Raw genomic sequence first — 24,076 nt, 5'->3', positions numbered from 1 at the left:
GGTTCGCTCTCGGCTGCCTCACGTTCCACCTATAAGGATAAGAATCATGTTTAGCTGGTATCGCCAAGTCACTCCTCGGGAGCGCAAGACGTTTTGGGCCTGCTTCGGCGGATGGTCGCTCGACGCGCTGGAGGTACAAATGTTCGGCCTGGCGATTCCGGCGTTGATCGCCGCGTTCGCCCTGACCAAGGGCGACGCGGGGCTGATCAGTGGTGTCACCCTGGTCACTTCAGCCATTGGTGGCTGGGTAGGGGGGACGTTGTCCGACCGCTACGGCCGGGTACGCACACTTCAGTGGATGATTTTGTGGTTCTCGGTCTTCACCTTTCTGTCCGCGTTCGTTACGGGATTCAATCAGCTCTTGATCGTCAAAGCGCTCCAGGGTTTTGGCATCGGTGGCGAATGGGCTGCCGGCGCAGTGCTGATGGCTGAGACAATCAACCCTCAATATCGCGGCAAGGTCATGGGAACGGTACAAAGCGCCTGGGCCGTAGGTTGGGGCCTGGCGGTAGGGGTGTTTACGCTGATTTACTCCTTTGTACCCCAGGACATGGCCTGGCGTGTGATGTTCCTGGTCGGATTGCTGCCGTCGTTCCTGATCATCTGGGTACGTCGCAACGTCGAGGAGCCCGACAGCTTCCAGCGCCTGCAAAAAGAAAACGCCATCCCGCAAAGCTTCTTCAAATCCCTGGCCGGCATTTTCCGCCCTGAACTCATCCGCGTGACGCTGTTCGGTGGTCTGTTGGGCCTCGGCGCGCACGGCGGCTACCACGCAGTGATGACCTGGCTGCCGACGTTCCTCAAGACAGAGCGCAACCTGTCGGTGCTGAACTCTGGCGGCTACCTCGCGGTGATTATCTTCGCCTTCTGGTGTGGCTGTGTGGTCAGCGGATTTTTGATCGACCGTATTGGCCGTCGCAAAAACATCGTGTTGTTTGCGTTGTGCTGTGTCGTCACCGTGCAGTGCTATGTGTTCCTGCCGCTGACCAATACCCAGATGCTGTTCCTGGGGTTTCCGCTCGGCTTCTTCGCCGCCGGCATTCCGGCGAGTCTTGGTGCGCTGTTCAACGAGTTGTATCCAGCGGACGTGCGCGGCGCCGGTGTCGGTTTCTGCTACAACTTTGGCCGAGTACTTTCCGCGGTGTTCCCGTTCCTGGTCGGCCACATGAGCGACTCCATGTCCTTGGGGTCTGCAATTGGCATCGACGCAGGGGTCGCCTACGGTGTGGCGGTGATCGCGGCACTTTGCCTGCCGGAAACCCGTGGGCGCAGTCTCGAGGCCTCGACTGCACCGGTGCAAACCACGGTCGGCGGCAACGAGACCGCCCGGGCCTGATGACCATTACCTTCGATAGATGAAATCCATGCCTGATACCTGTCCTGCGCCGATCACCGGCATCGACTCCCACGCTCATGTGTTCAGCCGCGAGCTGAACCTGGCCGCTGCACGACGCTATACCCCTGGCTACGACGCCACACTTGCGCAGTATCTGAAGCACTTGCAAACCCATGGCCTGAGTCATGGTGTATTGGTGCAGCCGAGTTTTCTCGGCACCGACAATAACTACCTGCTGGCGGCGCTGAGGCAGGTGCCGGAACGATTGCGAGGGGTGGTGGTGCTGGAGCGAGGTGTCAGCCGCGTCATGTTGAACGACATGGCTCGGCTGGGTGTGGTCGGCGTTCGCTTGAACCTCATGGGCAAAGCCTTGCCTGACTTTCACGACGCTGCCTGGAAGGACTTCTTCGGCCACATCGCTGAACTGGACTGGCACGTGGAGTTGCACCGCCAGGTGGGGGATTTACCGAAACTGATTCGTCAGCTGATGCCGTTTGGGATCAAACTCGTCATCGATCACTTGGGGCGTCCGGACGCGCGTTTTGGCCTTGATCAGCCAGGTTATTCCGAGGTGCTGGAACTGGGGCTGAGCGGGCAAGTGTGGATGAAGGTGTCCGGTATCTATCGACTGGAAGGTACGCCACAACAGAACCTCGAGTTTGCCCGGATGGCGTTACCGCTGCTGGAGCAGAGCTTCGGCCGTCGCCGTTTGGTGTGGGGCAGCGACTGGCCGCATACGCAACATGAAGAAGGCGTCGGTTTCGATACGGTGATCGATCAACTTCAAGCACTGGAGTGCTCGACGGAGCTTATGCGTGCGCTGCTAGTGGACTCGCCACGGATGTTATTCGGGTTTGCAAAAGGCGAAAGTTGAAACTTACGCGTAAATTTCTGGCTACTTCAGACCTTCCTTAGTTGTAGAGTGGGAGAAAGGAATGAAGGAGTATATTAATAACTCAACTAAATGACTATTTAGTTGAGTTATTAATAGCAGTCATGAGAGAGGGGGCTGGAGTAGGGTATACGCTCACTTTAACGAGGACCTGAACAACGATTTTATGTGCTGTAACGAAGTCTGGTCTGAGGGTTCAACTGTCACGAAATGCTGGAGTTGCCACCGCTGAGTCTGTAACGCTTGCTTGGCAATAGGTCGGCTCCAGGGCGGATACACACGTAAAGCACGCTTGCCACCGACGCCATTTATGGACATCACGCCATGGGACAGCAACGTTGCACGGTCAAATACAAACTGACCACTTTGTTCGGTGCCAGTCGCGTGGATCACAACGAAGTCGATATTATCGTTGCTATCCAGCGGAGTAATCACACTCGTTGCACAGGGTCGTTTCCACAGCGTCACGAACTGACCAATCTTGGTCGGCGTGGTTTTGGCGACACGGAACACAACCTGGCAAGTACCCAGCATGAATCGACAACCGCCATACTCTCTAGCCTCAACGTCAGGAGAAATATCTTCCGAGCATTTCAAGCCAGCCGGCAGATAAACCGCATCAATCGCAGCAAACAAACAACTCGGTACGACTGACGTGCCCATGGATGGAACCTTGATGGATTGGATTGCAGCAGATGCGAGCGTAGCGAGAAGATGTGTGTATTGCAGCGAACACATCAACAGACGCCACTGGTTCTAAAAGAAGCGTACCACCCACCCAAAGTCAGAATCTACTGCTACGCATAATGTATATTATGTTAAATCCTGTACCAGGTTAGAAAGCCGCGGATTCGACTGTCCATTTCCATTTACCCCTGGTCGCTTTTCCACAAAACCCCGTTTGCTGAAAAATCAGCGCTGTTGGCGCTCCATCCTCACACCCGCCCTTAGGTCGCCCTGTCACGGAATCTCCGTTTCCGTATCTGAAGCTTTGGTGACTGGCTAGCACCCAGTACGTCTGCTAAACGTAAATGCACCACGCAAAGATTCTAGCGCGGGTTCACCAATGACGCGGCCATTCATCCCATTCCTAATCTTTCCTCCCTACAGTCATTGGCGGCCTATTTGCATCCAGGGGCTAGAAAAGATGCTCAAGTATTGATAGCGGCAAATGTGGACTAGCAGATACATCGCCGATACCGGCCTCTTTCGGCTTACGGCAGAAATTATTTACCTTGCACCACTCGAACATGTGCATGGCTGATGGCTTTGTAGACACGCATCAATCTTAAAAGCGGCCACCAGTCATATAGAAAAATCTGCAGCGGTCACCACATTGCCACCCAGCCAACGATCATCAGGCTTTCGCGCGCTGTGCCGACTACAGCGCCAGTGCCCAGTTGGCCAATGACATCGACTGCAATCAGGCAAAGGGTAACAAAGGCGATGCCGATCACCAGGCTGATGCGGCCATCTCGAAGGAGGTGTTTTAACTCACTGCGCGTGAGGCCTGCCTTACGATCAAAGTAATTGTGGATTGCCTCGATCATGATCGCACTTGGATCGCCCTCTGCTGGTAGGTGCTCAAGGTGGATTGTGATACGAAGCCGGCTGTCCGACGAAAATTCCGCCGCCCAAGTCTCAATGAACGCTTCAGCTTCGCGATCGAGATCCTTGTTAAGAAAAGGTGTCGGATCCATCGAGTTAAACAACTGCCCAAGCTCGCGTACTCGAAGTTGAAGGTGATGCTCTGGTTTTTTTCTCATGGCACTTACCGATTGTTATGCATTGGCAGTTTCGAGTTGCGCGACTCGCTTTCGCTGCGCCTCAGTCCTTACGCAGCGCTCTGATCGCCGCCGGCATCACCGTCAAACCCAAGCGCCCATTTAAACAGCCTGCCGATGAACCGCCGGCGAGGATGGCCAGCCTCCAAGAAAGCTGAGTTTAGTTTTGCCGAAATAAACCGACTCGGGGAGATTGCACTCTCGGAATCATGACCACAGCAACACCTGCTTGCCGAGCAACAGCCTTGCTGCCCAAGCGCACCCAAAAACCCACTTACCTGATTGAGGTCAACTCTGCGACTGCCTGGGTGTCTACACTGAAACAAATAGGGTCTAACAGGCCCGTGGAGCACGTCATGTATTGGTTCCGTCATCACTACCGCGATCTTTTGCGACTCACCCTAGGGGTGTGGGTGTTGGCTGTGATCGTGACGGTATTTCACGGCTGCCTGGTGCAGCCGCAGCACAGCCTGAGTGCAACGCACGAGACTCCTTCCACGCTGCAACAGGTGGATGAACATGCGCTGCATGCCAGCGGCTGCCTTAAGCATTGTGCCGATGCAGCAAAGGCGATCAGTCCCACATCGCAGATCCCGACAGTGGATCTCGCCACTTTAGCGCTTGCCTTGCTGTTACCTGCGATGCTGCTGCTTAACCTCGCTCAAACAATAACCTTCGCTGCACTCGCACTGAAGCGCCCCGCTCCATCGGGGCCGCCAGCCCGCCTTATATTCGTCCGCTTCAACGATTAATTCGCCTTTCAGGGCGGTCACACCGTGGCCGCTCTGCGTCATTGCGCCGATTCGGCGCGGTTTAGTAGTCCCTGCTTATCTCTAAATACCCGGAGTTCTCCATGCAAACACAATTGAAACTGGTTCTTGCCGCCATTTTGGCCAGCAGCGTCTTCATGGCTTCTGCCGAAGATGAGCATCACCCTGTCGACGCACCTGCCAGCGCAACGGCTGCCAGCGCACCGTCCGAGTCGGCGATGAATAAAGCGATGAGCGAGCAAATGCAGAAAATGCAGGCCGCTCATGACAAAGCCGCCGCCGCGAAGACACCAGCCGAACGGCAAGCAGCCATGCAAGAGGGCATGAAAACGATGAAGGACAGCTTGGCCATGATGAGTAAGCAGCAAGGTGCTGCTGGTTGTACGGGCGTGGAGATGGGCTCAGGCATGGGAATGTCTGGCTCCAAGGACGGTATGGGTATGGGTATGGGTAAAGGAATGATGGAGATGATGATGAAAATGATGGATCAGCAGTCGTCGATGATGGATATGCCAATGAAGAAGTGACGACCGCTATCCACCGAGGATTGCGGCGCTGGCAATGCAACGGCGGTGTCGCCATGGCCTGCATGGCTAGAGCGACACCGCCGTACTACTCGATAGCACTCCCTTAGGAGTACAAAATCACGATGGCCTGCGCCAGGCTTCCATTGATTGAGTGATAACGACCGCTTGACCTTGCCATGGCAGCAAGGTTGAAGATAAGCCAACGTCGCAGAAAAGCCGAATGCCTCAGCCTTCGCATGATGCATTTTGTTATGAGGAGTCACCGATGAAAACCGTTGAACTGCAAGTCCAGGGCATGAGCTGTGGCTCATGTGTCAAACACGTCACCGAAGCGCTGCGCCCACTTGAAGGCGTCAGTGACATAGCAGTGGATCTACAAGCTGGACGGGTGAAGGTCAGCGGCGATTCGGACAGCCATGCGCTGCTTACAGCCCTGCAGGAGGCTGGCTATCCAGCACAGTTGGCGACAATGGAAAGCGTACCGAGTAAGAAAGCCTCGGGTTGTGGCGGGAACGGCGGCGGTTGCTGCTGTCGGTAAGCGATATTGTTAAACGGCAATTGACGACTACGTCAGGGCTAACCTGACACGGCCTATCACAACAAGACAACTCTATCGATGCTGCCCTATCGCAGCGCAGCCAAATTGCCGCCGCCAACCTGACGGAAATGTAATCACGCGCGGGCTGATGATGTGACATCTTGCTCGCAAAATGGCGGCTGGCACCGACTCTCTGAAGCGAGCCATGGCCCTACTGTGGCAGCGCTTTCGTATCTGCCTGGACTCCGACTGACTGGATACCCCTCGATGCATTCCAGAACATCAAGACGCACTTTCGTGAAAGCCTTGGCGGCAGGCGGGGTACTCGCAGGCTTTGGGCTGTGGCGCAGCCCGGTGTGGGCAATTACCAGTCAGGGGCAGCCGAATGTGCTCGCGGGCACTCATTTCGATCTGACTATCGGTGAAATGGGGGTGAACTTCACGGGCACGCCCCGCTCCGCCATGACCATCAACGGCAGCCTCCCCGGCCCGATACTGCGCTGGCGCGAGGGCGATACGGTGACGTTGCGGGTCAGGAATCGGCTCAAGGAAAACACCTCGATCCATTGGCACGGCATCATTCTGCCGGTGAACATGGACGGTGTACCGGGTCTGAGTTTTCACGGCATCGAACCGGGCGGCCTGTACGTTTATTCGTTCAAGGTCAAACAAAACGGCACCTACTGGTATCACAGTCATTCCGGGTTCCAGGAGCAGGTCGGCGTCTACGGCCCTTTGGTCATCGATGCAAAGGATCCCGAACCCTTCAGCTATGACCGCGACTATGTGGTGATGCTGTCCGACTGGACGGATGAAGACCCAGCGCGGGTCATGAAGAAACTCAAGAAACAATCCAGTTACTACAACCTGCACAAGCGCACCGTCGGCGACTTCATTGATGACGTCAGCAAGAACGGTTGGTCTGCCACCGTCGCGGATCGGAAAATGTGGGCTGAAATGAACATGAACCCCACCGATCTTGCCGACGTTAGCGGCGCCACCTACACCTACTTGCTCAACGGACAGGCTCCCGACAGCAACTGGACAGGCATTTTCAAGCCCGGCGAACGGCTGCGCCTGAGGTTCATCAACGGCTCGGCGATGAGCTACTTTGACGTGCGTATTCCTGGGCTGAAAATGACTGTCGTCGCCGCAGACGGGCAGTACGTGAAACCGGTGAGCGTCGATGAGTTCCGCATCGCCGTGGCCGAAACCTTTGATGTGATCGTCGAACCCACTGAAAATGCATACACCTTGTTCGCCCAGTCGATGGATCGCACCGGTTTCGCGAGAGGCACATTGGCTGTACATGAAGGGCTCTCGGCCCCTGTGCCGCCCCTGGATCCACGTCCGTTGATCACGATGAGCGACATGGGCATGGGGGATATGGCCGGCATGGATCATGGCGATATGACGGGTATGACCCAGGACTCGATGCAAGGCATGGAGAGTATGGATCACAGCCAAATGGCGGCCGGCGAGGACAACGGCATGCAGGGTATGACGGGCATGGACGGTGGATCGATGCAGAGCATGGATCACAGTCAGACGCCAGGCTCGGCAGACACGTCGGGGCACTCGATGCCGGGCATGAGCAGCATGGACTCGATGGAGCCCCACCCGGCCTCGGAAGCGAATAACCCGCTGGTCGACATGCAGACGATGAGTCCCACACCGAAACTCAACGATCCTGGCATGGGACTGAGAAACAACGGTCGCCGGGTACTGACCTACTCAGACCTGAAGAGCACCTTCCAGGATCCCGATGGCCGGGAACCCAGCCGCACCATCACGCTGCACCTGACCGGACACATGGAAAAGTTCTCGTGGTCTTTTGACGGCGTCAAATTCGCGGACGCCGAACCACTTCATCTCAAATATGGAGAGCGCATCCGAGTGGTTCTAGTCAACGACACCATGATGATGCATCCCATTCATCTGCATGGCATGTGGAGTGACCTGGAGGATGAAAACGGTGATTTCATGGTTCGCAAACACACCATCGACATGCCGCCCGGCACCAAACGCAGCTACCGCGTGACCGCCGACGCCCTGGGGCGATGGGCGTACCACTGCCACCTGATGTACCACATGGAAATGGGCATGTTCCGCGAAGTCCGTGTACAAGAGTAGGAGCCAGACATGAACTTCGATAGAACCGCTAAACCGCTACTCGCCGGCCTGGCCATCCTCGGGATGGGTGTCATGACGCTTGCTTATGGGCAGACCGAGCCAATGCAAGGTATGGACGGCAACCAGATGCAGGAGATGGATCACTCCCAGATGCAGGGTATGAAACCCGCAGCGCTCCAGCAAAGCCGTACACCCATTCCGGCGCTCACCGATGCCGATCGCGCGGCGGTGTTTGAAAGCCATGCCGGCCACCAGATGCACGACAGCGCCATCAACTCATTTTTCCTGATCGATCAACTCGAATGGCAAGACGCTGACAAGGGCAGCGCATTACGTTGGGAAGCCAACGGCTGGATTGGCGGCGACACGGATCGTCTCTGGCTGCGTACCGAAGGCGAGCGAACCAATGGCGTGACCGAAAGCGCTGAGCTTCAGGCACTCTGGGGACACGCCGTCAGTCCCTGGTGGGACGTGGTCAGCGGAGTGCGACAAGACTTCAAACCTGGCGCACCGCAGACCTGGGCGGCGCTGGGGCTGCAAGGCATGGCGCTCTACGACTTTGAAACTCAAGCCACCGCTTACCTGGGCGAGGCCGGCCAGACCGCGCTGCGGCTCAAGGGTGACTACGACATTTTGCTGACCAACCGCTTGATTCTGCAACCCACTGCTGAAATCAACCTCTATGGCAAAAACGACCCGCAACGGGCCACAGGCTCAGGGCTGTCGGACACCGAGGTCGGCCTGAGACTGCGCTATGAAATACGCCGCGAGTTCGCACCTTACATCGGCGTGACCTGGAACCGCGCCTACGGCAAAACGGCAGATTACCGCCTCGAAGAAGGCGAAGACCAGAGCGATACGCGCTTTGTCGTCGGTGTGCGAATGTGGTTCTAAACCTGACCGAAAGATACATCCATTCTAACAGTAACACCCCACCCACGGCCCAGGCCGTCAGGAGCCTTGCATGTCATCGTTTAAAACCCTCGGTGTTGTCGCTGCACTCAGCATCGGTTTGTTGTTGAGCACTGCCGCCCAGGCGCATCCAAAATTACTGTCCTCCACCCCGGTCGATGGCGCCACCGTGGCTGCACCGGCAAAAATCGAACTGAGTTTCTCGGAAAAGCTCACCACCCAGTTTTCCGGCGCGAAACTGATCATGACCGAAATGCCGGGCATGTCCGCCCACTCCCCCATGGGTGTCAAAGCGAGTGTCGCGGGTAGCGACGATCCGAAAATGATGGTCATCACTCCGGCAGCGCCGCTCACACCTGGCACATACAAGGTCGAGTGGAGGGCGGTTTCTTCCGATACCCACCCGATCACAGGTACCGTGACCTTTAAAGTCAAGTGATCCATGGACGACTCCATCTACATTAGCCTTCGCTTCGCGCTCTATATCGACTTGATGCTGCTCTTCGGGCTGGCACTGTTTGGCCTGTACAGTCTCAGAGGAAAGGAACGTGCAGACGGTGCCGTGTTGAATTTTGGGTCGTTGCTGGTGGGAACGGCCCTTATCGGCATACTGCTATCGATGGTGGCCATGCTACAGATGGCCAAGACGATGAGCGGCGTGTCCAGCGTCATGGAGCTGCATCACCACATCCTGCAGATGATGTTGATGGACACTGACGTCGGGTTGACCTGGATGGTTCGAATAGCCTCATTGACCTTGGCGGTCATCGCCGCGACTCTCAATCGACGAAGCCCGGCATTGAGCCTCTGGCTGGCCACATTGTGTGGGGCCATCGCCCTCGCGACGCTCGCCTGGACGGGACATGGCGCCATGGATGAAGGCAGTCGACGCTACCTGCACTTCACCAGCGATATTGTCCATCTTCTGGGTGCAGGCAGTTGGTTGGGCGCTCTCGCTGCATTTGCGCTGTTATTGCGCTCAACCAACCTCACAGGCGATCTGCAGATACGGTTGCTGGCTCGAACGCTGACTGGTTTCGAATCAGCGGGGACGCTTATCGTCGCAACCCTGACTATCACCGGGATCGTCAACTATCTGATGGTTGTCGGGCCAGCATTCGAGACATTGACCTCCAGCACGTATGGGGCCCTGCTGTCTTTGAAGGTCTTCTTGTTCGCGGGGATGCTGGTATTTGCGGTGGTAAACCGCTTTCACCTGAGCCCGCTGCTTGAGCGATCCATTCAGGCAGATACTCACACCGTCGCGATCAACGCTTTACGGCGCAGCATGATTCTAGAGTTCTCGGTCGCGGTGATCATTATGGGCCTGGTTGCCTGGCTCGGCACACTCAGCCCAGAGATGGAGATGTCCGCTGAGTCCCCATGAAGTGAATGATGAGCGACCAGCTCCGGGACAAACCAAACTGCTCAATTCTGAGCCTGCCAAGTTCCGCCAGATTTTCAACCAGGTCCCAAAGCATGTTTTTTTGAACTGGCATCTATCAGCCTCTCACGCATACTGATAAAGCGGCACCGTTCATTCATTCTTCCAGAAGCTGCTTGCGGATATCCAGCAGTTCTTGGTGACGCTCCTCACTGGTCTTTGGATATGACATTTTCAGCCCATCCAGCACATCTGAAAATATCTGAGATACGATCAGTCGGGCATTTTTCTTGTCATCGGCAGGCACAACATACCAAGGCGTCTCAGTCGTGCTCGTTGCACTAAGGCATTTTTCGTAGGCCTGCATATAGTCTTTCCAATACTTGCGTTCCTCGATATCCGCAGCACTGAATTTCCAGTTTTTTTCCGGCTTGTCGATGCGGTCCAGGAAGCGTTTTCGTTGCTCTTCTTTCGACAGATGGAGAAAAAATTTGATGATGCGTGTTCCGTTACCTGACAGGTGGCGCTCCAAATTGGAGATTGAACGATATCGCTCCCGCCAGACAGTACTATTGTTTTCAAGAGCATCCGGGAGGCCCTCGCTTCGGAGAATTTCCGGATGGACACGGGCTATCAGTACCTCCTCGTAGTACGACCGATTGAATATGCCAATCTGTCCGCGTCCCGGTAGGTTGCGTGTGGTTCGCCATAGAAAGTCGTGCTCCAACTCAGCCGCGCTGGGATGCTTGAAGCTGAATACCTGGCAACCTTGCGGATTCACACCTGACATCACATGCTTGATGGCACCGTCTTTTCCTGCGGCATCCATCGCCTGGAAAATCAGCAGAATGGCATGGCGATTGGACGCGTAAAGCAGCTGCTGCTGCGCGCTCAGTTGCGCAACATGCGTTGTCAGAAGCTGACGATATTGCTGTTTTGACTTGTAGAAAGGTTCCACCTTGGTCGGCCACTTATGGAGATTGACCTCGTCGCCTTCCCGTACTCTAAAATCCGCCGAGTTTATTTTCATATTCCGCCTTTCGGTGCCGCTGGCGCAGTGACTGGTTGTCTTGAAGCTGCATTGGCAACTCGCCATCTGATCAACGCAACCTTCAAAGTGTCGTTCAGGATTAGACAGGAGACTAGCGCATAACCGAATAATGCGATCACCCGTCTTCCGCGCAATACGCTGGGCCTGGTGATCAACGCCCTGCCCCTTCGCAGGCCTGCCCCACCCTACCCCATCGGCCCGCGACCACTGAGCAAGAGCACAACGCCGGTTATTGATCCTCTCCAAGCAGACCTAGCCGATAAGCCCACTGGGTCATATCGGCAGCGTTGTGTGCGTCCAGTTTTTTCATCAGATTGAGCCGATGGGTCTCTACGGTTTTGAGGCCGATACACAAGATCTCGGCAACGTCGCGATTACGCGCGCCTTCGGCGACCAGCTTCAAGACTTGGCGTTCTCGCCCGGTCAGGCCGACACCGCTGGCCGTGTGCCCAGCGCCGCGTAGTGCCATGACTTGAGCCGCATCGAGACCGGCATCGATATAGATTCTCCCCGCGCGCACCTGGGCGATCGCCTGGAGCAAATCCTCCCGGCGGCTTCGCTTGAGCACATAGCCGACCGCGCCGGCCTCCAGCGCCAGCGCGGCGTTATGCTCGGAGACCGTGGAAGTCAGGGCGATGATCAGGATGGCCGGCCAGCGCCTGGCGATCAGGGTCAGGGCCGAGACGCCATCGAGCAACGGCATATTCAGGTCCATCAACACCAGATCGGGTTGCAAGGCGCGGCACATGGCGACGGCTTGCTGACCGTCTTCAGCCTCGCCAGCCACGTTCAGTTCAGGCACATCGGCCAGCAGCGCACATAACCCTTCGCGAATCATCGCGTGGTCATCCACCAGCAGTAAACGGCACTCAGGCATCGTCAGGGTTTCCAGTTTTTTCAGAGAGGCCGGGCTGACGCGCAGCCAGGGTCAGACCATGCATTTCCAGTTGCAACAGCGCAGCGACCATCGTGGCGGTATCCGCGTCAGCGGCGGCCCGCTCCATCAGCGCAGCCGACGCCTCCAACGCTGCTTCAGCGAACTGCCCGGCACTCCCCTTGAGGCTATGGGCGATACGCGCAGCTTCGGCATGATCGACCTGCGCGACCGCCTCCTTGAGCCGAACCAGCAAGGCCTGGCAGTCCGCCATGAACAAACGCTGCAGACGAGGTGCGCGGAGTGGATCTTGTTCCTGGAGAGGCGTCAGCGGCGGCACGGTCCGTGCCAGTCTCGGTGCGGTGGGCTCTACGCTGCGCAACTCCATCCCGCGTGCCTGCTGGCGCGCAATCACCTGCGTGATCGCATCGAACAGCTGCGTCGGTAACACGGGCTTGGCGAGATAGTCATTGGCGCCGGCTTCGATGAAACGTTCCCGGTCACCGCTCATGGCATTGGCGGTCAAGGCGATGACGTAAACATCCTCATCCAGCACTGGGCGCTGCCCCGAACGCAATTGACGAACCGCCTCCATGCCATCCATTCGCGGCATTTGCCCGTCCATCAAGACCGCATCGAAGATCTTCCGGCCGAGTATTTCCAGGGCCTCGACACCGTCGCGGGCATGAGCGACGCGATGGCCGAAACGCTCCAGGAACAACTGCGTAATCTCGCGATTGGTGGCGATGTCATCGACCACCAGGACATCCAGGCTGACGTCATGCCGCTCCAGGCTGCGCAGCGGCGATGCTGTTTCGCAGAGCGTCGGCGTTGCGCCGCTCTGCACCTCGCACAAGGTGCGATAGAAATGCTGGCGACGCAGCGGCCTGACAACGCACGCAGCCAGGCCATGGGCACGCAGTTCGTCGGCGGACGGCAGTGATTCGACCTGCGAGGCCATCAACACAATACGCGCGGTTGCCAACGCCGGGGCTGCACGGCACAGGTCGGCGAACTCGACACCGTCGACCCTGGGCAGGCGCCAATTGACCAATACCAAGTCGAACCGGACACCCAATTGCGCCTGCTCGTGCATCAGGCTCAGTGCTTCTTCGGCAGACGCCGCTTCCTGGCACAGCATCTGCCACTGGCCGAGCATCTCCATCAATGCCCCGCGCTCATCGGCGTGCTCATCCACCACCAGGGTCCGCAGCCCCCACAACCTCGGGGCGTCGGCCGCGCGCGCCGGGCATTGCGGCAAGGGCAAGGTCAGTGCAAAGGTCGAACCCACTTCCGGTTGGCTGTGCAACGCGATACCGCCGCCCATCAAGCCGGCCAGACGCTGGCTGATGGACAAGCCCAACCCGGTACCGCCGTAGTTTCGGGTGGTGGAGGCATCGGCCTGCAAAAACGCCTCAAACACCGAGCGCTGTGCGGATGGCGCGATACCGATGCCGGTATCGATCACCTGAAATCCGAGCAGGTCGCCATCCCCCCGCCAGACCAGCAGGCGAATCGAGCCGCTGGCCGTGAACTTGACCGCGTTACTCAGCAGATTGAGCAGAATCTGCCGCAGTCGCCACGGATCGCCGATCACCTGCCCCGGTACATCGGTGGCGATATGGCAGATCATGCGCAGGCCCTTTTCCGCTGCGCGCGGCGCCAACAGTTCGGTGACATCTTCCAGCACTTCGGTCAGATCGAACTCGACCTGCTCGATATTCAAGTTGCCCGATTCGATTTTGGAAAAGTCCAGGATGTCGCTGATCAGCGCCAGCAAGGCTTCGGAGTGCTCACGGATGGCCGTGACAAAATGTTGTTGTTGCGCCGTGAGCAACGTATCCGCCAGCAAGTGATTCATGCCGATGACCGCGTTCATCGGGGTCCGGATCTCGTGACTCATATTGGCCAGGAACTGCCCCTTGAGTTGGTTGGCCTGGTTGGCCATATCCCGGGCGCCCTGTAGTTCCTGGGTGCGGACCTCCACCAGGTGCTCCAGCCCGGCCTGCTCGGCCTGCAATGCATCGAGCAAGCGGTTGTACGCCCTGGCGAAGCGTCCCAGCTCATCGGTGCGTGCCTCTGGTAAACGACGCGACAGGTCGTCGCCGCGAGCGGTCTCTTCGATTTCCCGCGCAAACCGGGCCAGCGGCTGCGCCAATTCGCGATGCAACACCCAGAGCAAACCAAGGGCCAGCAGGATAAAGCCGACAATCGCAAAAGGTACCTCGGCCAGAATCAGGCCCAACGCGCCGGCGCGCAGTTGCGCTTGCGGATACAGCGTCAACAGATACCAATCCGGTTGCGGCAGGTGAGCGACGATCATCGGCGTGTCGGCGTCGAAGCGGCCGATCTGCGGGAAGCCGACTGCCGCAGGCAAATCCGCGATCAGTTGCTTGAGCCTGTCGTGGGAAACCGCCTCCAGCGTATTGCCGGAAAGGTCGGCAATGCGCTGACCCTGTGCATCCAGCAACAGGCTGGGATAGCCATTGAGCAACTGCCCGATACGGGCCAATCGCTCATCCAGCTTCAGTTCATAGCCGGTCATGAACAATGGCTTGCCCGATGCATCCCGGGCGACCATCGCAACGCTGATCAACTGGCGGCCCAGCAACGGCTCGTAATAGGGGCCGTCCCACACAACCTCGGGCCCACCTGCCGGCAGCCCCTCGAACAGCGCCCGCAAATGGGTCGCCCGGGCCTGGGCGAAGCCCGAAGGAATATCGACTTGCGTGGAAAAAGCCGCCCCCGCGTCGGGAAAATAGAAAAACGTATCGACGGTCATCGCCTGGCCGGCCGTGCCGAATGCTTCGGCTGCGGAAGCGGCGCGGGCCAACCGCTCAGTGGCGGCGGCAGTGTCCGTGGCGCCCTGCCCGGGCGGGTTGAGCACCCAATGCAGGGTGCTGCGCTGGAAAATGTTGCTGCCGAACTCGTTTACCGCGCCGCCGTTCCAGCGTGACATGAGTCGTCTGGCGCCCTCCTCCGCATCGCGAAAATCGTCATTGTCGACACTGGAGAGCAGCGCCAGGCGCTGGCTGAGATCGTCCAGCGCCTTGCCTTGCAGCTGTTCATACGTGCGCCAGGCGCTAAGCCCGGCGGCCACGCACCAACTCAACGCCAGTACCAGCGCCAACACACAGGTAATGCGCAGCGCCAGTGACGCGCGCCACCCCTTTATCACAGGTCGACCTTACTGGCGGCCGCACTGTCGAGTGTGGCCGCCACGCCCATTTTGCGCACGATATCGCGGATCGCCCGTTGCGCAGCCGCGTCGTCACGCAGCGCCACCACCAGCAACCGCGTCACCTTGTCACCCGTTATCGCCTGCGTGGCTTCGCGCCGGCTGGTCAAGCCGAGGATACGCAGCTGTTCCTCAAGGTTCTTCAAGCGCGTCTCGTTGCCATAGGTGCCAAGATCCAAGCGCAGCCCTTCACCTGCCGACAGCCCCGTTACCACGGGCCGGGGCGTCCAGCACCAGGCAATCTGGGTCGGCGGTTGAATACTCGCGACCCCCTGTTCGACCGGTGAACCGAGGGCAGCCAGCCGCACATTCGTCGCGGCGGCCTGGGTATCCATCGCCGCCAACTGTTCGGCGGTGGCACTCAAGCGTGCATCGATGAGATTGGCCTCGCGCTGCATTTGGTCGGCCTGGTCGTACTTGTCCAGCAACACCTGTTCGCCTTCCTGGCGGTAAGTCAGTTGGATGCCGATGAGATTCTCACTGCCCATCAAATTGCGCTGGCCGGGGAAATCGTCGGCGCTGAAGGTGTGTTGCCCACCGTTGAACAGCCGCAGGAAGTCCACGAACGCGCGGTCTCCGGTCCAGTGCCGGGTCAGCTTGAAGTTGGCGAAGCTGATCTCCAGGGCGACATCGGCACAGGCCCCCGGCGCCCAGACGAAGCTGGCGCTGGTGGGGAAGTTGAAGTTGTCCAGTACCGTCGAACGGCCACTGCATTGCAGCGTCAGGCGCGTCTGCTGGGGCAGCGAACGGGCACCGAGGTTGACCTGCGACGGCGCGGCGGACAATTCCACCACCGCCGCGGTGGCCTGCAGTATGGCGATGCTCTGCTTGAGCTCCGCCCGTTGCGCCACAAGGCCTTTTTGCTCGGCTTCCAGTGCCTGTCGGCTTTGCTGCTCCGTGGCCTGCTGGGCCTGACTCTGTCGCTCGGCACCGAGCAGATCGTTGCGCGCATGCTGCATGCGGCTGACATAGGCGTAGAACGCACCGGTCAGCGGAATTTGCACACCCAGCGCCTCCCGTCCGCTGTAGCGCAGCACATCGCGTTGCACGAAGGTTTTCACCGCTCCGCTCATAAAGGCCGGCAGTTGACCGCGCTCGCCGTACAGCAGCTCGTTGAGCATGACCGGGTCCTGCACGCCCTGAATCGAGCTGAGCAACTGCCCGCTCCAGTCGCCTTGCAGGCGGCAGGCCGCCACTTCGGCGGCGTAATGCGAGGAGAAATCCAACTGGCCGGTGGCCAACGCCCAGACCGCATCTTCACGCGGGTCCGGTCCCTTCAGCGCCTGGATCAAGGCGCTGCGCACGCTGTCGGCTTCCCAGAGCGGTGCGGACTTCACCGAAGGATCGGCGCCGAAGCCCCACGTCTCCACGGCCACCTGGAACGCTTGTGCGTCGCTTTTCTGCAGATCGGCCACCACACCTTTCATCAACTGTTGGAACCTGGCCAAGGCACGGGCTTGGGTCAACTCGTCGCGCAAGCCGTTGACGCCACTCTCGATCGAACCGCCACTGGCCACGCCCTTGAGCATATCGCCGCCCAGGGCATTGGTGATTTTCAGACTGCCCAGCGCCCCCGCTTCGGCATGCAGATCGTTGTTACTGGCCAGTTCAAGCAAACGATCGAGCGACACCGCGCGGCTCGCCCAAGGTGCCCGCTGCTCGGGCGGGATCAAGGCAAACCGTTCGGCACTGCGATGCAACAGCTTCAGGAACGGATCATTGGGCGTACCGACCACACTCAGGGCCAATTGCCAGTCGCTGCGCGTCTTCAAGCGTGTCTGTGCACTGAGCAGGCTGCCCTGGATAAACCGATACCAGGCGTCCTGGGTATCGCTTTGGTACTGATCGAGGAATTTCACCCGCTGTGTCTTCCACAACGCGCTGTCACGGCTGGCGAGGCCGAGTTCATCCATGAACGCAAAAATCGCGCTGTGCCCTTGCAACGTATAGGCACCGGAAAGACTCAACCCCGGGTTATCGCTATCGCTCCAGTATTCCGTCAGCCGGATCGGTTGCAGATTGCCCTGCAGTTCCGCCCAGGCTTTCAGCCACGTCAGGGGGCGTCCTTCAAGCCCCATGCTCTCCAGCTGGCCCAGCAAGGCGGCGCGTTGGCCCTGCATCTGCGCCATATCGGTTTGCCACTCCAGATAGGAGCGATAGCTGCTCCCCAGGGTGACCAGTTGCCCGGCGCTGGTCGCTTCCTTGGAACCGTAGGTCAGGTTCAGGAAACCCACCTCGGAACCCGGCAGCGGCAAGTTATCCATCGACTGGTTATTCAGGCGGGCATCGAGCAGGTTGATCCGGCGCACGAGGAATTCGGCATACGCGGCAATCAGCCGTGGATCGCCGCTGTTCAACGCGCCGCGCAGGTTCTGCGAAATGAAACCATCGAATACCGGCGTGCGTATTTCGCTGTCGAACAACCTCACGTAGTCAGAGCGGTAGTGCTCCTGGACCTGTTCGATATGGCGTGAGAACGGCAGCAAACCATGCCATCCGCCCTGCTGCTGGTCAGATAAGCTGATCAACGCTTGGCGAAACCGACGCAGCGCATCCAGGTCGCTCTCCAGCCCACCGTTGAAGTCCTCGGCCGCTGGCGGCTCGTCCAGCGCGTCGGTGAGCACGGCTTGAGTGTGGTGGTCGGCATACACCAGCAATGCGCCAAAGCCGATACACAGCCCCAGCCAGCCGATGACTGCGGCGTGGGCCAACAGCCTGCGCCAGCGATGCCAGCTATCGATGGGCTGATAGGCGTGGCGTTGCGCAGGCAAAAGCCTGCCCAGCAACTCATGACTGAACCAGCCTTCGCTTGTGCCGTCTGCCTCTTGCCCTTGCGCGGTCAGGAACAGCCCGCAGAGCAGCGGCAACTCGCTGTAGGGGTTGGCGTCAAACGCGGGTAACAGCAGATGCTGGAGACGCGAGCGCAGTTCAACGATGCGCTCCGGCAGGCTGAAAGCTTCTTCATCCGGCAGGCCACGCACGCCCAACTCGATGCGCAGGTCGAACAGACGCTGGCCAAGCCCGCTGAACATCTCGTCGAGAAACACCTGCGCCGCCCCCGTGCGCTGTTGGCTGAGCAGGCCAAACGGTTGCTCGCGTTGTGGCGGCGTGAGAGCGCAAGCCCACTGGGTGAAGCCCGGCAAGGCTTCGGCACCGGTAATGATGAAATACACCGGCAGACGGGCACCAAAGACCTTCACCAGATCATCCAGGCGGCGGCGCAGATTGTGTCCCTGCTCGGCCAGGCGCGCATCGGAGTCGCTCAACAAGCGCTGGCAGTCGATCACCAGCAGTACACCGTTGAGGGGTTCGCGGCGCCGCGAACGCAGCAGCCAGTACAGCAACCGTCGCCATTCCGGGCCGGCGTCGCTGTTGCCCTCCGCCATGCGGCCGGCGGGGTCAATGATCACGCCACGCTCAAGGAACCACCAATCCAGAGTGCCGGTCGAGGCCGCCGGCTTTCCACCGCGGGTCGAACGCAAGGCCGAGGTCAGCCCGCTGTTGCCCAGCAACCGCCGGGTGCCGCTGCCACTCTCGCCCAGCGTCAGGAACCAGGGCAGCACATACAACGGTGAACCCAATCGACTCAGGCGCGACTGGCGCAACATTTGCACGCCGCTGTTCCAGTCCTGATCAAGCGCCGGCGCTTCATCGCGACGACTCTGGGGCAACTCGCTGTTCATCCGGCGACGCAAGCGCCAGGCATACCAGCGTCGCCCGACCCCGCGCAGGCAAAAAACCACCAACAGCGTCACGATGCAAATCAGCGGCACGTACCACAATGGCCAGCTTTTGTAGAGCGCCAGGCCCCAGAGCAATAGCACGATGCACGCCAGCAGCAGCACCCAGAGCAACAACACCCCTGCTTTCTTCAACATCAGCGCATCTCCAGCAATTGGCTGACTTGTCGACCCAGCGAGAGATCGAAACTGATGTAAAGCACGGTCAACAGAATCAACGGCACCCCGATCAGCAACAGCAGCGAAAGACCGGGCAAGCCCCGGCGCACCACACGCAGGCGCGTTGGCAGGTGGTCCTCGGGTTGTTCGAAGAGATGGCTGTTGGCGTCCAGCGGCACCATCTGCCGATCGAGAATGATCCGCTCCAGGCAAAGCCGGCGGTATTGCATCAGTTCACCACCCGGGCGGGTCGCGTAACGCCCCTGGAAACCGCCGAGCAAGGCCAGGCCGAAGACCTCGCGGGCACCGACCGCCGCCTCGGGCAAAGCCTCCAGGCGTTGGAAGAACTCGACACCGGCGCGACTGGTGGAAAAATAGTGGCGCTGCAACGGCGCCCGCCGCCATTCGGCCGCCCCGGGCCATTCGCCGGACATGGCCGCTTCGTCGATCCAGGCGACCACTGCGAACAGCGCCTCGCGCACTTCGGCTTCGGCAAAGTGCAGCTCGCGGGCCCGATTGGCGGCGCCATCGAGCTGCACGATGAGCGCCGGCGCAAGTGTCTCATAGGACTGTGCCGGATCAACGAAGCCGCGCTTGGCAGCCTCGAAACTCGACATCCAGCAGTCAGCCAGGCGGGGATTGATCATGTGCGAACCACCACCAGGTCGATACTCAGGTCAGCCGGCGGCTGGGGCAGGAAGAACGCCGCCTGACGCTCCTGCTGCAGCGTTTCCCAACCCTCGCTCAGCGTTTCCAGGCGGAAGTACAACGCGCCGGCCACCCGCGGCAAGCCCTGGGGCGGAACCTGCAGATAGATCAACTCAACCCCGGGCAACGCGCGGTTGACCAGGCCTTGCATGACGCTGAGAGCTCCCAGCTTGCCATCCAACGGCAGGCACTCGGCCAGCCACACCGGATCGACCAGACTGCGCGCCACCAGATAGTAACGATGCCGCGCGCCGAAAAACGCGTCCGGCAATGGGGCCTGATAAAACCCTTCCTGCAGTTGCAGGTGGACCAGCAACTCTGAGCCGATGCTGATCTCATTGAGCTGCTGGCCGATCAGGGCCACCAGTGCAATCGTCGCCGCGCCCGCGTCCTCATGCTTGTAGGCCGGCACCAACAGACGGCCATCCGGGGTTTCGCCGAGCATGTCGCAGACATCGGAAAACAGACTCAACTCACCAACAAGTTGGCGCAGGGTGCCGTAAAGCTGCCATGGCGACACCTGCGGGGTTTCCAGCAAATGCGTCAGCAACGGGCCATAGCGATTCAGTACCGCCAGGGCCATCAGGTGGTTGACCTGGGCCGCGTCGAGATCGCCCCGCCGCGACTCCCCCGGCTGCTTGTACACCGACAACTGCCGCGCCCGGCCGACCAGTTCGTCGCGGACTTCGCGCAAGGTTTGCAGGAGCATCGGCGATGCCGCCAGATTGACCGACGGCGGCACGTAGCGTTGGGCCGGCCGGAGGCGATCACCGTCCAGCTCAAGCCGTGCAATCGGCAGCAGCTCGTAGGCGCTCAGATGCTCCAGCTCATCGTCCCAGAACAGCCGCAACACATAGGACATGGGCCGCACCCGCGCTTCCGGGGAGTCGCCGAGACGGTCACCGATCACTTCCGGATCGGCCGCCACGATAAAGCGCGCTTCCGCCCGGGACCCCGCCGACAGTGTCTCGAACACCTGCGCGTTGGCGTCCCCCGGCAGCAAGCGGCGTAGCCCCACAAACAGCGTGCGGCCGCCACTGAATTCGCCGAGGTCAAGGGTGCGCGACTCCAGCACCGCATTGCCCGGATATTCAGCCAGCGTACCTTCGGCAAAGCGCACCGACAATTGCTCCAGCAGGCACTGTTTGGCAACCAGCGCGGGCTCGTTGATCTTCAGCGAGATCAAACCCCACGGGTACGGATGGTTCAACTCTGTGGTCCGGGTCAGACGATGCTCGATACGCGCATCGTTCTGTTGAAAATGCTGAGGCTGGAGGAACAAGCCCTGGTGCCAATACAACAACTGATCGATATTCATAGGGCTCGGTTTCAGGCAAAAAATTGAAAAAGCGTGGCCACTGCAACGCTCACGGCAAGCAGCTCAGTCCTGTGCGCCGGGCAGGCGCACCTCACCCTCTCGGGGCTGCACCGGCTTGGGCAACGCCAGGCGACTCTCCTTGCCACGCAACAGCGCATCGGGCCCGACGAGCAGGTCAATGGCGATGGGGCGCGGGGTGGCGGTCCAGGTCTTGCTGAAAAAACCTGTCGACGTCACGTCGACGCCGATCTGATAGAGCTTGACGCTGCGCGTCGGGTCCAGGTGCGCGTAACCGGCGGCGATACCGACCATCTTCGCGCCCTCCAGTCGCGGCAGGCTCAACTGGCGGGTCTGGCCCGGCTCGATAAACAGCCGCGTCAGCCCGATCATCCCGGGCGGCGCACTGTTCATCAGCAGCAGGCTGCTCAGTTGCTGGGAACTGCCGGTGTAGGCGGAAAACGCACTGATCTGATCGAACTGCGTGACCACCACCAACAGGTTATGTGCCTGGCCGTCGTACTGATTGAGGTCGTTATCGGCGGTGAAGCTCAGCTCGATGGCGTTTTCGGTGTAGTCCCATTTGAGCGCGGTGAGGGCCTTTTGCTCGGGGGTGAGGTCCTGGCTGCTGCAGGCGGCGAGCAGGATGCACAGGGCCAGTCCGCCCATGGAAAACTTGATGGAGGGCGCACGCCCCGCGCTGCTCACGCCATCACCAGCACAGCGGTCTGGCTCGGCTGCGAAACCGTCCCCATGGTGTTATTGGCGTTGTGCATGGTCTGGCAGGTGACACGCACGGCGGGCTTACCGGCGACCATCACTTTGGTGCTGCCATCGATGAAGATCATTTCACCCTTGACCTTGCCGCTGGTGACGCCACCGGCCACCCCAGCTTCATCGCCACTGGTCATCAACACCTTGCTCGACATATTCATCGCTGGCATGCCGTCCACCAGCACGTCCATCACCAACCCACCCGGGTCCGCGGCACTGGTATCGGCAGCGTTGGGATAAGGCAATGGCACTGGCCCGGCGGGCGGAACGGGCGTCTTGCAGATATCGGGCACCGTGGACAGCGCCATCGCACCGCCGTTATTGAGCATATACATAATCGATCTCACCCCAGCTTGATGCTGTCGCCATCAATGGCAACGCTACGTTGTGCATTCAGGTCCAGCGTGTCGGCCTGCACGCTCCAGTCATCGCGCACGCGCTGGCGCAAGGAGCCGGAATGAAGTTCTTCATGGCCTTCGACGCGACGGCGGCTGTCAGCAAAATCCGCCTCGTGGCGCACGGCCTTTTCGCGGTGATAAACGCTGCTGTCGTGGCGCTCGACCCAGTGGTTCTGAAGATGCTCGCCACTCATGGCCAGGGTGCCGACAGTCAGATGGGCACGCTGCATCTGCACACTGCCCTGCTCGGCGCACACCCGTAATGCGAGACCGGCATCAAGGCTCACACCGTCGCGGGCCTGAATGCTCAACGCGCCGGCGGGCAGGCTCAAATGCAGGTCACCCTCCAGATGCATACGCGCCGGTTGAGCGATGGCGCGTTCCAGCACGCTAAGGATGTAACCGCCTTGCGCGTCCAGGCTGACCAACACCTTGTCCCCCACTGCCGGACGCACCAGGCAACCGAATGCGGGTTTTAGCCAATAGCGGCGGCCATCGCTGCTGACCACGCCGAAACGCTCGCCATCCAGTGCGTTGACCTGTGCATGACGCAATTGAGCAGCGGCATCGCAATACTGCGGGGCTTCATTCATCTCGATTTTCCTAAAGAGGCAGGCTGCCATTGCTCGGCGGCGAGGCGTTCGGTATCTACGGGCTGGATGGCCTGGGGGTTGCTCTGCTGCCAGTCGGCCTGGGTGAAATCAGCGGCATGGGCATTCATGCCGGTCACGTCGGCGGCGACGAACGAGGCGCGTGGCGCAAGCAACGCGGTGCAGTCGGCATAACGCAACAGGGCGCGGTCAAAGCGCGCGCCTGGCATCTGGGCGTCGATCAGGATGGCCATCTCCAGAACGGCATCACTGAAATCGACCGAGTCAAAATGGCTGGCATTGAACAGAGCGCCCTTGAGATGGACACCGGCAAACATCGGCGCGGTTCCCTTGCTGCGGTAGAACGACGCGCCCTCGGCCTGCGCGGCATGAAAATCGGCCCCGCTCAACGACGATTCGTCGAAGGCACACTGCTGCAACGACGCCAGGCCGAAGCGCGCCTGATCGAGTTGGCAATCGATCAATCGTGCCTTCGCAAAATGCGCCGACTGGGCATCAAGGCCCGTCAGATCGCAGCGGTTCCATTGGGATTTGCTCAACTGGGCGGCTGCCAGCCTGATACGCGGTACGCGGCACTCCGCGAGTGTAAAAGCCTGTAGCTGCGCGCCCGACAGATCCAGATCCTCGCCGTGGCATTGCGCCCAGCTGGTCTTGTTCCAACGCACATTCGTGAACAATGCGCCCTGCAATGAACACCCGTTCATGTACAACGAGTCCGCGGTGCTCTCGGAAAAATCGGCGCCGTCCAGGCGGCAGTCTTTCCAGTGGCTTTGGGTCAGCATGGCGCCATTGAATTGCGCGCCACGCGCATCCACTTGTTCCAGCCGCGCGTTGCTCAAATCGACACCGCGATAGTCGCCACCGGCCAGATTCAACGCGCGCAAGGGCTGCCAATCAGCCAGCAATGCCCTTAGACGCTCAGCACTTAATAC

Annotated in this window: 21 protein-coding genes; 9 read left to right on the top strand and 12 right to left on the bottom strand. The window is 59.6% G+C overall.

What is annotated here, in order from left to right:
* Positions 1-46: 46 nt before the first annotated feature.
* Both ACP7E3_RS13900 and ACP7E3_RS13895 read left to right on the top strand, forming a co-directional pair.
* Positions 47-1,336, top strand: coding sequence for an MFS transporter (locus ACP7E3_RS13900; protein WP_126588393.1), 1,290 nt, complete (start codon positions 47-49; stop codon positions 1,334-1,336).
* Positions 1,337-1,364: 28 nt separating this feature from the next.
* The gene (locus ACP7E3_RS13895) at positions 1,365-2,210 is read left to right on the top strand and encodes an amidohydrolase family protein (RefSeq protein ID WP_201022271.1); all 846 of its coding nucleotides are present in this window, start codon (positions 1,365-1,367) and stop codon (positions 2,208-2,210) included.
* A 153-nt stretch (positions 2,211-2,363) separates the two neighbouring features.
* Here the strand turns inward: ACP7E3_RS13895 and ACP7E3_RS13890 are convergent, their stop codons facing one another.
* Both ACP7E3_RS13890 and ACP7E3_RS13885 read right to left on the bottom strand, forming a co-directional pair.
* Positions 2,364-2,891 carry a MepB family protein gene (locus tag ACP7E3_RS13890; RefSeq protein ID WP_426123405.1) on the bottom strand — a complete coding sequence of 176 codons (528 nt, stop codon included), beginning with the start codon at positions 2,889-2,891 and terminating at the stop codon, positions 2,364-2,366.
* Positions 2,892-3,556: 665 nt separating this feature from the next.
* Complete coding sequence (locus ACP7E3_RS13885; protein WP_426123403.1) at positions 3,557-3,994, bottom strand: hypothetical protein; 438 nt, start codon at positions 3,992-3,994, stop codon at positions 3,557-3,559.
* A 374-nt stretch (positions 3,995-4,368) separates the two neighbouring features.
* Between ACP7E3_RS13885 and ACP7E3_RS13880 the strand changes: the two genes are divergently transcribed.
* The 7 genes from ACP7E3_RS13880 (at position 4,369) to copD (ending at position 10,279) form a co-directional block, all read left to right on the top strand.
* Positions 4,369-4,764, top strand: coding sequence for a hypothetical protein (locus ACP7E3_RS13880; RefSeq protein ID WP_261753567.1), 396 nt, complete (start codon positions 4,369-4,371; stop codon positions 4,762-4,764).
* A 101-nt stretch (positions 4,765-4,865) separates the two neighbouring features.
* Entirely contained in the window at positions 4,866-5,309 is a 444-nt protein-coding gene (locus ACP7E3_RS13875; RefSeq protein WP_108524111.1) for a hypothetical protein, read from the top strand.
* A 265-nt stretch (positions 5,310-5,574) separates the two neighbouring features.
* Entirely contained in the window at positions 5,575-5,847 is a 273-nt protein-coding gene (locus tag ACP7E3_RS13870; RefSeq protein WP_046383460.1) for a heavy-metal-associated domain-containing protein, read from the top strand.
* Positions 5,848-6,114: 267 nt separating this feature from the next.
* Positions 6,115-7,980: a copper resistance system multicopper oxidase gene (locus tag ACP7E3_RS13865; protein WP_057004129.1), complete on the top strand. Its 1,866-nt coding sequence runs from the start codon at positions 6,115-6,117 to the stop codon at positions 7,978-7,980.
* Between the two features lie 9 nt (positions 7,981-7,989).
* Positions 7,990-8,874, top strand: coding sequence for a copper resistance protein B (locus tag ACP7E3_RS13860; protein ID WP_046383458.1), 885 nt, complete (start codon positions 7,990-7,992; stop codon positions 8,872-8,874).
* Positions 8,875-8,944: 70 nt separating this feature from the next.
* Complete coding sequence (gene copC / locus ACP7E3_RS13855) at positions 8,945-9,331, top strand: copper homeostasis periplasmic binding protein CopC (protein ID WP_079443821.1); 387 nt, start codon at positions 8,945-8,947, stop codon at positions 9,329-9,331.
* Positions 9,332-9,334: 3 nt separating this feature from the next.
* Positions 9,335-10,279: a copper homeostasis membrane protein CopD gene (gene copD / locus ACP7E3_RS13850; protein ID WP_426123399.1), complete on the top strand. Its 945-nt coding sequence runs from the start codon at positions 9,335-9,337 to the stop codon at positions 10,277-10,279.
* A 154-nt stretch (positions 10,280-10,433) separates the two neighbouring features.
* Here the strand turns inward: copD and ACP7E3_RS13845 are convergent, their stop codons facing one another.
* The 10 genes from ACP7E3_RS13845 to ACP7E3_RS13800 form a co-directional block, all read right to left on the bottom strand.
* On the bottom strand, positions 10,434-11,306 hold the full coding sequence (locus ACP7E3_RS13845) for an ADP-polyphosphate phosphotransferase (protein WP_057004125.1): 873 nt from the start codon (positions 11,304-11,306) through the stop codon (positions 10,434-10,436).
* Between the two features lie 250 nt (positions 11,307-11,556).
* Positions 11,557-12,204, bottom strand: coding sequence for a response regulator (locus ACP7E3_RS13840; protein ID WP_079443819.1), 648 nt, complete (start codon positions 12,202-12,204; stop codon positions 11,557-11,559).
* Complete coding sequence (locus ACP7E3_RS13835) at positions 12,197-15,379, bottom strand: response regulator (protein ID WP_411220269.1); 3,183 nt, start codon at positions 15,377-15,379, stop codon at positions 12,197-12,199. The genes ACP7E3_RS13840 and ACP7E3_RS13835 overlap by 8 nt, the downstream gene beginning before the upstream one ends.
* Positions 15,376-19,317 carry a type VI secretion protein IcmF/TssM N-terminal domain-containing protein gene (locus tag ACP7E3_RS13830; RefSeq protein WP_426123397.1) on the bottom strand — a complete coding sequence of 1,314 codons (3,942 nt, stop codon included), beginning with the start codon at positions 19,315-19,317 and terminating at the stop codon, positions 15,376-15,378. The genes ACP7E3_RS13835 and ACP7E3_RS13830 overlap by 4 nt, the downstream gene beginning before the upstream one ends.
* On the bottom strand, positions 19,317-19,985 hold the full coding sequence (locus ACP7E3_RS13825; RefSeq protein ID WP_046383451.1) for a DotU family type IV/VI secretion system protein: 669 nt from the start codon (positions 19,983-19,985) through the stop codon (positions 19,317-19,319). The genes ACP7E3_RS13830 and ACP7E3_RS13825 overlap by 1 nt, the downstream gene beginning before the upstream one ends.
* Entirely contained in the window at positions 19,982-21,364 is a 1,383-nt protein-coding gene (gene tssK / locus ACP7E3_RS13820; protein WP_046383450.1) for a type VI secretion system baseplate subunit TssK, read from the bottom strand. Before tssK ends, ACP7E3_RS13825 begins: the two co-directional genes overlap by 4 nt.
* A gap of 63 nt (positions 21,365-21,427) precedes the next feature.
* Positions 21,428-22,069: a type VI secretion system lipoprotein TssJ gene (gene tssJ / locus ACP7E3_RS13815; RefSeq protein ID WP_017849109.1), complete on the bottom strand. Its 642-nt coding sequence runs from the start codon at positions 22,067-22,069 to the stop codon at positions 21,428-21,430.
* A complete protein-coding gene (locus ACP7E3_RS13810; RefSeq protein ID WP_026140301.1) occupies positions 22,066-22,470 on the bottom strand; it encodes a DUF4150 domain-containing protein in 405 nt (134 codons plus the stop codon). The genes tssJ and ACP7E3_RS13810 overlap by 4 nt, the downstream gene beginning before the upstream one ends.
* Positions 22,471-22,478: 8 nt before the next feature.
* Positions 22,479-23,126, bottom strand: a complete 648-nt coding sequence (locus ACP7E3_RS13805; RefSeq protein ID WP_108524108.1) for a DUF3540 domain-containing protein — start codon at positions 23,124-23,126, stop codon at positions 22,479-22,481.
* Positions 23,123-24,028, bottom strand: coding sequence for a pentapeptide repeat-containing protein (locus tag ACP7E3_RS13800; RefSeq protein ID WP_426123393.1), 906 nt, complete (start codon positions 24,026-24,028; stop codon positions 23,123-23,125). The genes ACP7E3_RS13805 and ACP7E3_RS13800 overlap by 4 nt, the downstream gene beginning before the upstream one ends.
* Positions 24,029-24,076: the final 48 nt, after the last annotated feature.

Origin of the sequence: Pseudomonas sp. PSPC2-3 (genome assembly GCF_049898265.1) — a bacterium.
GTDB lineage: Bacteria > Pseudomonadota > Gammaproteobacteria > Pseudomonadales > Pseudomonadaceae > Aquipseudomonas > Aquipseudomonas veronii.
Note: the sequence above shows the minus strand (reverse complement) of the source record. Positions and strands in the feature narration are given on the sequence as shown.

Excerpts from the sequence above, each read along its gene's own strand:
- ACP7E3_RS13890 (WP_426123405.1), bottom strand. The coding sequence starts at position 2,891 with ATGGGCACGTCAGTCGTACCGAGTTGTTTGTTTGCTGCGATTGATGCG.
- ACP7E3_RS13885 (WP_426123403.1), bottom strand. The coding sequence starts at position 3,994 with ATGAGAAAAAAACCAGAGCATCACCTTCAACTTCGAGTACGCGAGCTT.
- ACP7E3_RS13840 (WP_079443819.1), bottom strand. The coding sequence starts at position 12,204 with ATGCCTGAGTGCCGTTTACTGCTGGTGGATGACCACGCGATGATTCGC.
- copD (WP_426123399.1), top strand. The coding sequence starts at position 9,335 with ATGGACGACTCCATCTACATTAGCCTTCGCTTCGCGCTCTATATCGAC.
- ACP7E3_RS13845 (WP_057004125.1), bottom strand. The coding sequence starts at position 11,306 with ATGAAAATAAACTCGGCGGATTTTAGAGTACGGGAAGGCGACGAGGTC.
- ACP7E3_RS13860 (WP_046383458.1), top strand. The coding sequence starts at position 7,990 with ATGAACTTCGATAGAACCGCTAAACCGCTACTCGCCGGCCTGGCCATC.
- ACP7E3_RS13880 (WP_261753567.1), top strand. The coding sequence starts at position 4,369 with ATGTATTGGTTCCGTCATCACTACCGCGATCTTTTGCGACTCACCCTA.
- tssK (WP_046383450.1), bottom strand. The coding sequence starts at position 21,364 with ATGAATATCGATCAGTTGTTGTATTGGCACCAGGGCTTGTTCCTCCAG.
- ACP7E3_RS13900 (WP_126588393.1), top strand. The coding sequence starts at position 47 with ATGTTTAGCTGGTATCGCCAAGTCACTCCTCGGGAGCGCAAGACGTTT.
- ACP7E3_RS13825 (WP_046383451.1), bottom strand. The coding sequence starts at position 19,985 with ATGATCAATCCCCGCCTGGCTGACTGCTGGATGTCGAGTTTCGAGGCT.
- ACP7E3_RS13810 (WP_026140301.1), bottom strand. The coding sequence starts at position 22,470 with ATGTATATGCTCAATAACGGCGGTGCGATGGCGCTGTCCACGGTGCCC.
- ACP7E3_RS13865 (WP_057004129.1), top strand. The coding sequence starts at position 6,115 with ATGCATTCCAGAACATCAAGACGCACTTTCGTGAAAGCCTTGGCGGCA.
- ACP7E3_RS13895 (WP_201022271.1), top strand. The coding sequence starts at position 1,365 with ATGCCTGATACCTGTCCTGCGCCGATCACCGGCATCGACTCCCACGCT.
- ACP7E3_RS13805 (WP_108524108.1), bottom strand. The coding sequence starts at position 23,126 with ATGAATGAAGCCCCGCAGTATTGCGATGCCGCTGCTCAATTGCGTCAT.
- ACP7E3_RS13830 (WP_426123397.1), bottom strand. The coding sequence starts at position 19,317 with ATGTTGAAGAAAGCAGGGGTGTTGTTGCTCTGGGTGCTGCTGCTGGCG.
- copC (WP_079443821.1), top strand. The coding sequence starts at position 8,945 with ATGTCATCGTTTAAAACCCTCGGTGTTGTCGCTGCACTCAGCATCGGT.
- ACP7E3_RS13875 (WP_108524111.1), top strand. The coding sequence starts at position 4,866 with ATGCAAACACAATTGAAACTGGTTCTTGCCGCCATTTTGGCCAGCAGC.
- ACP7E3_RS13870 (WP_046383460.1), top strand. The coding sequence starts at position 5,575 with ATGAAAACCGTTGAACTGCAAGTCCAGGGCATGAGCTGTGGCTCATGT.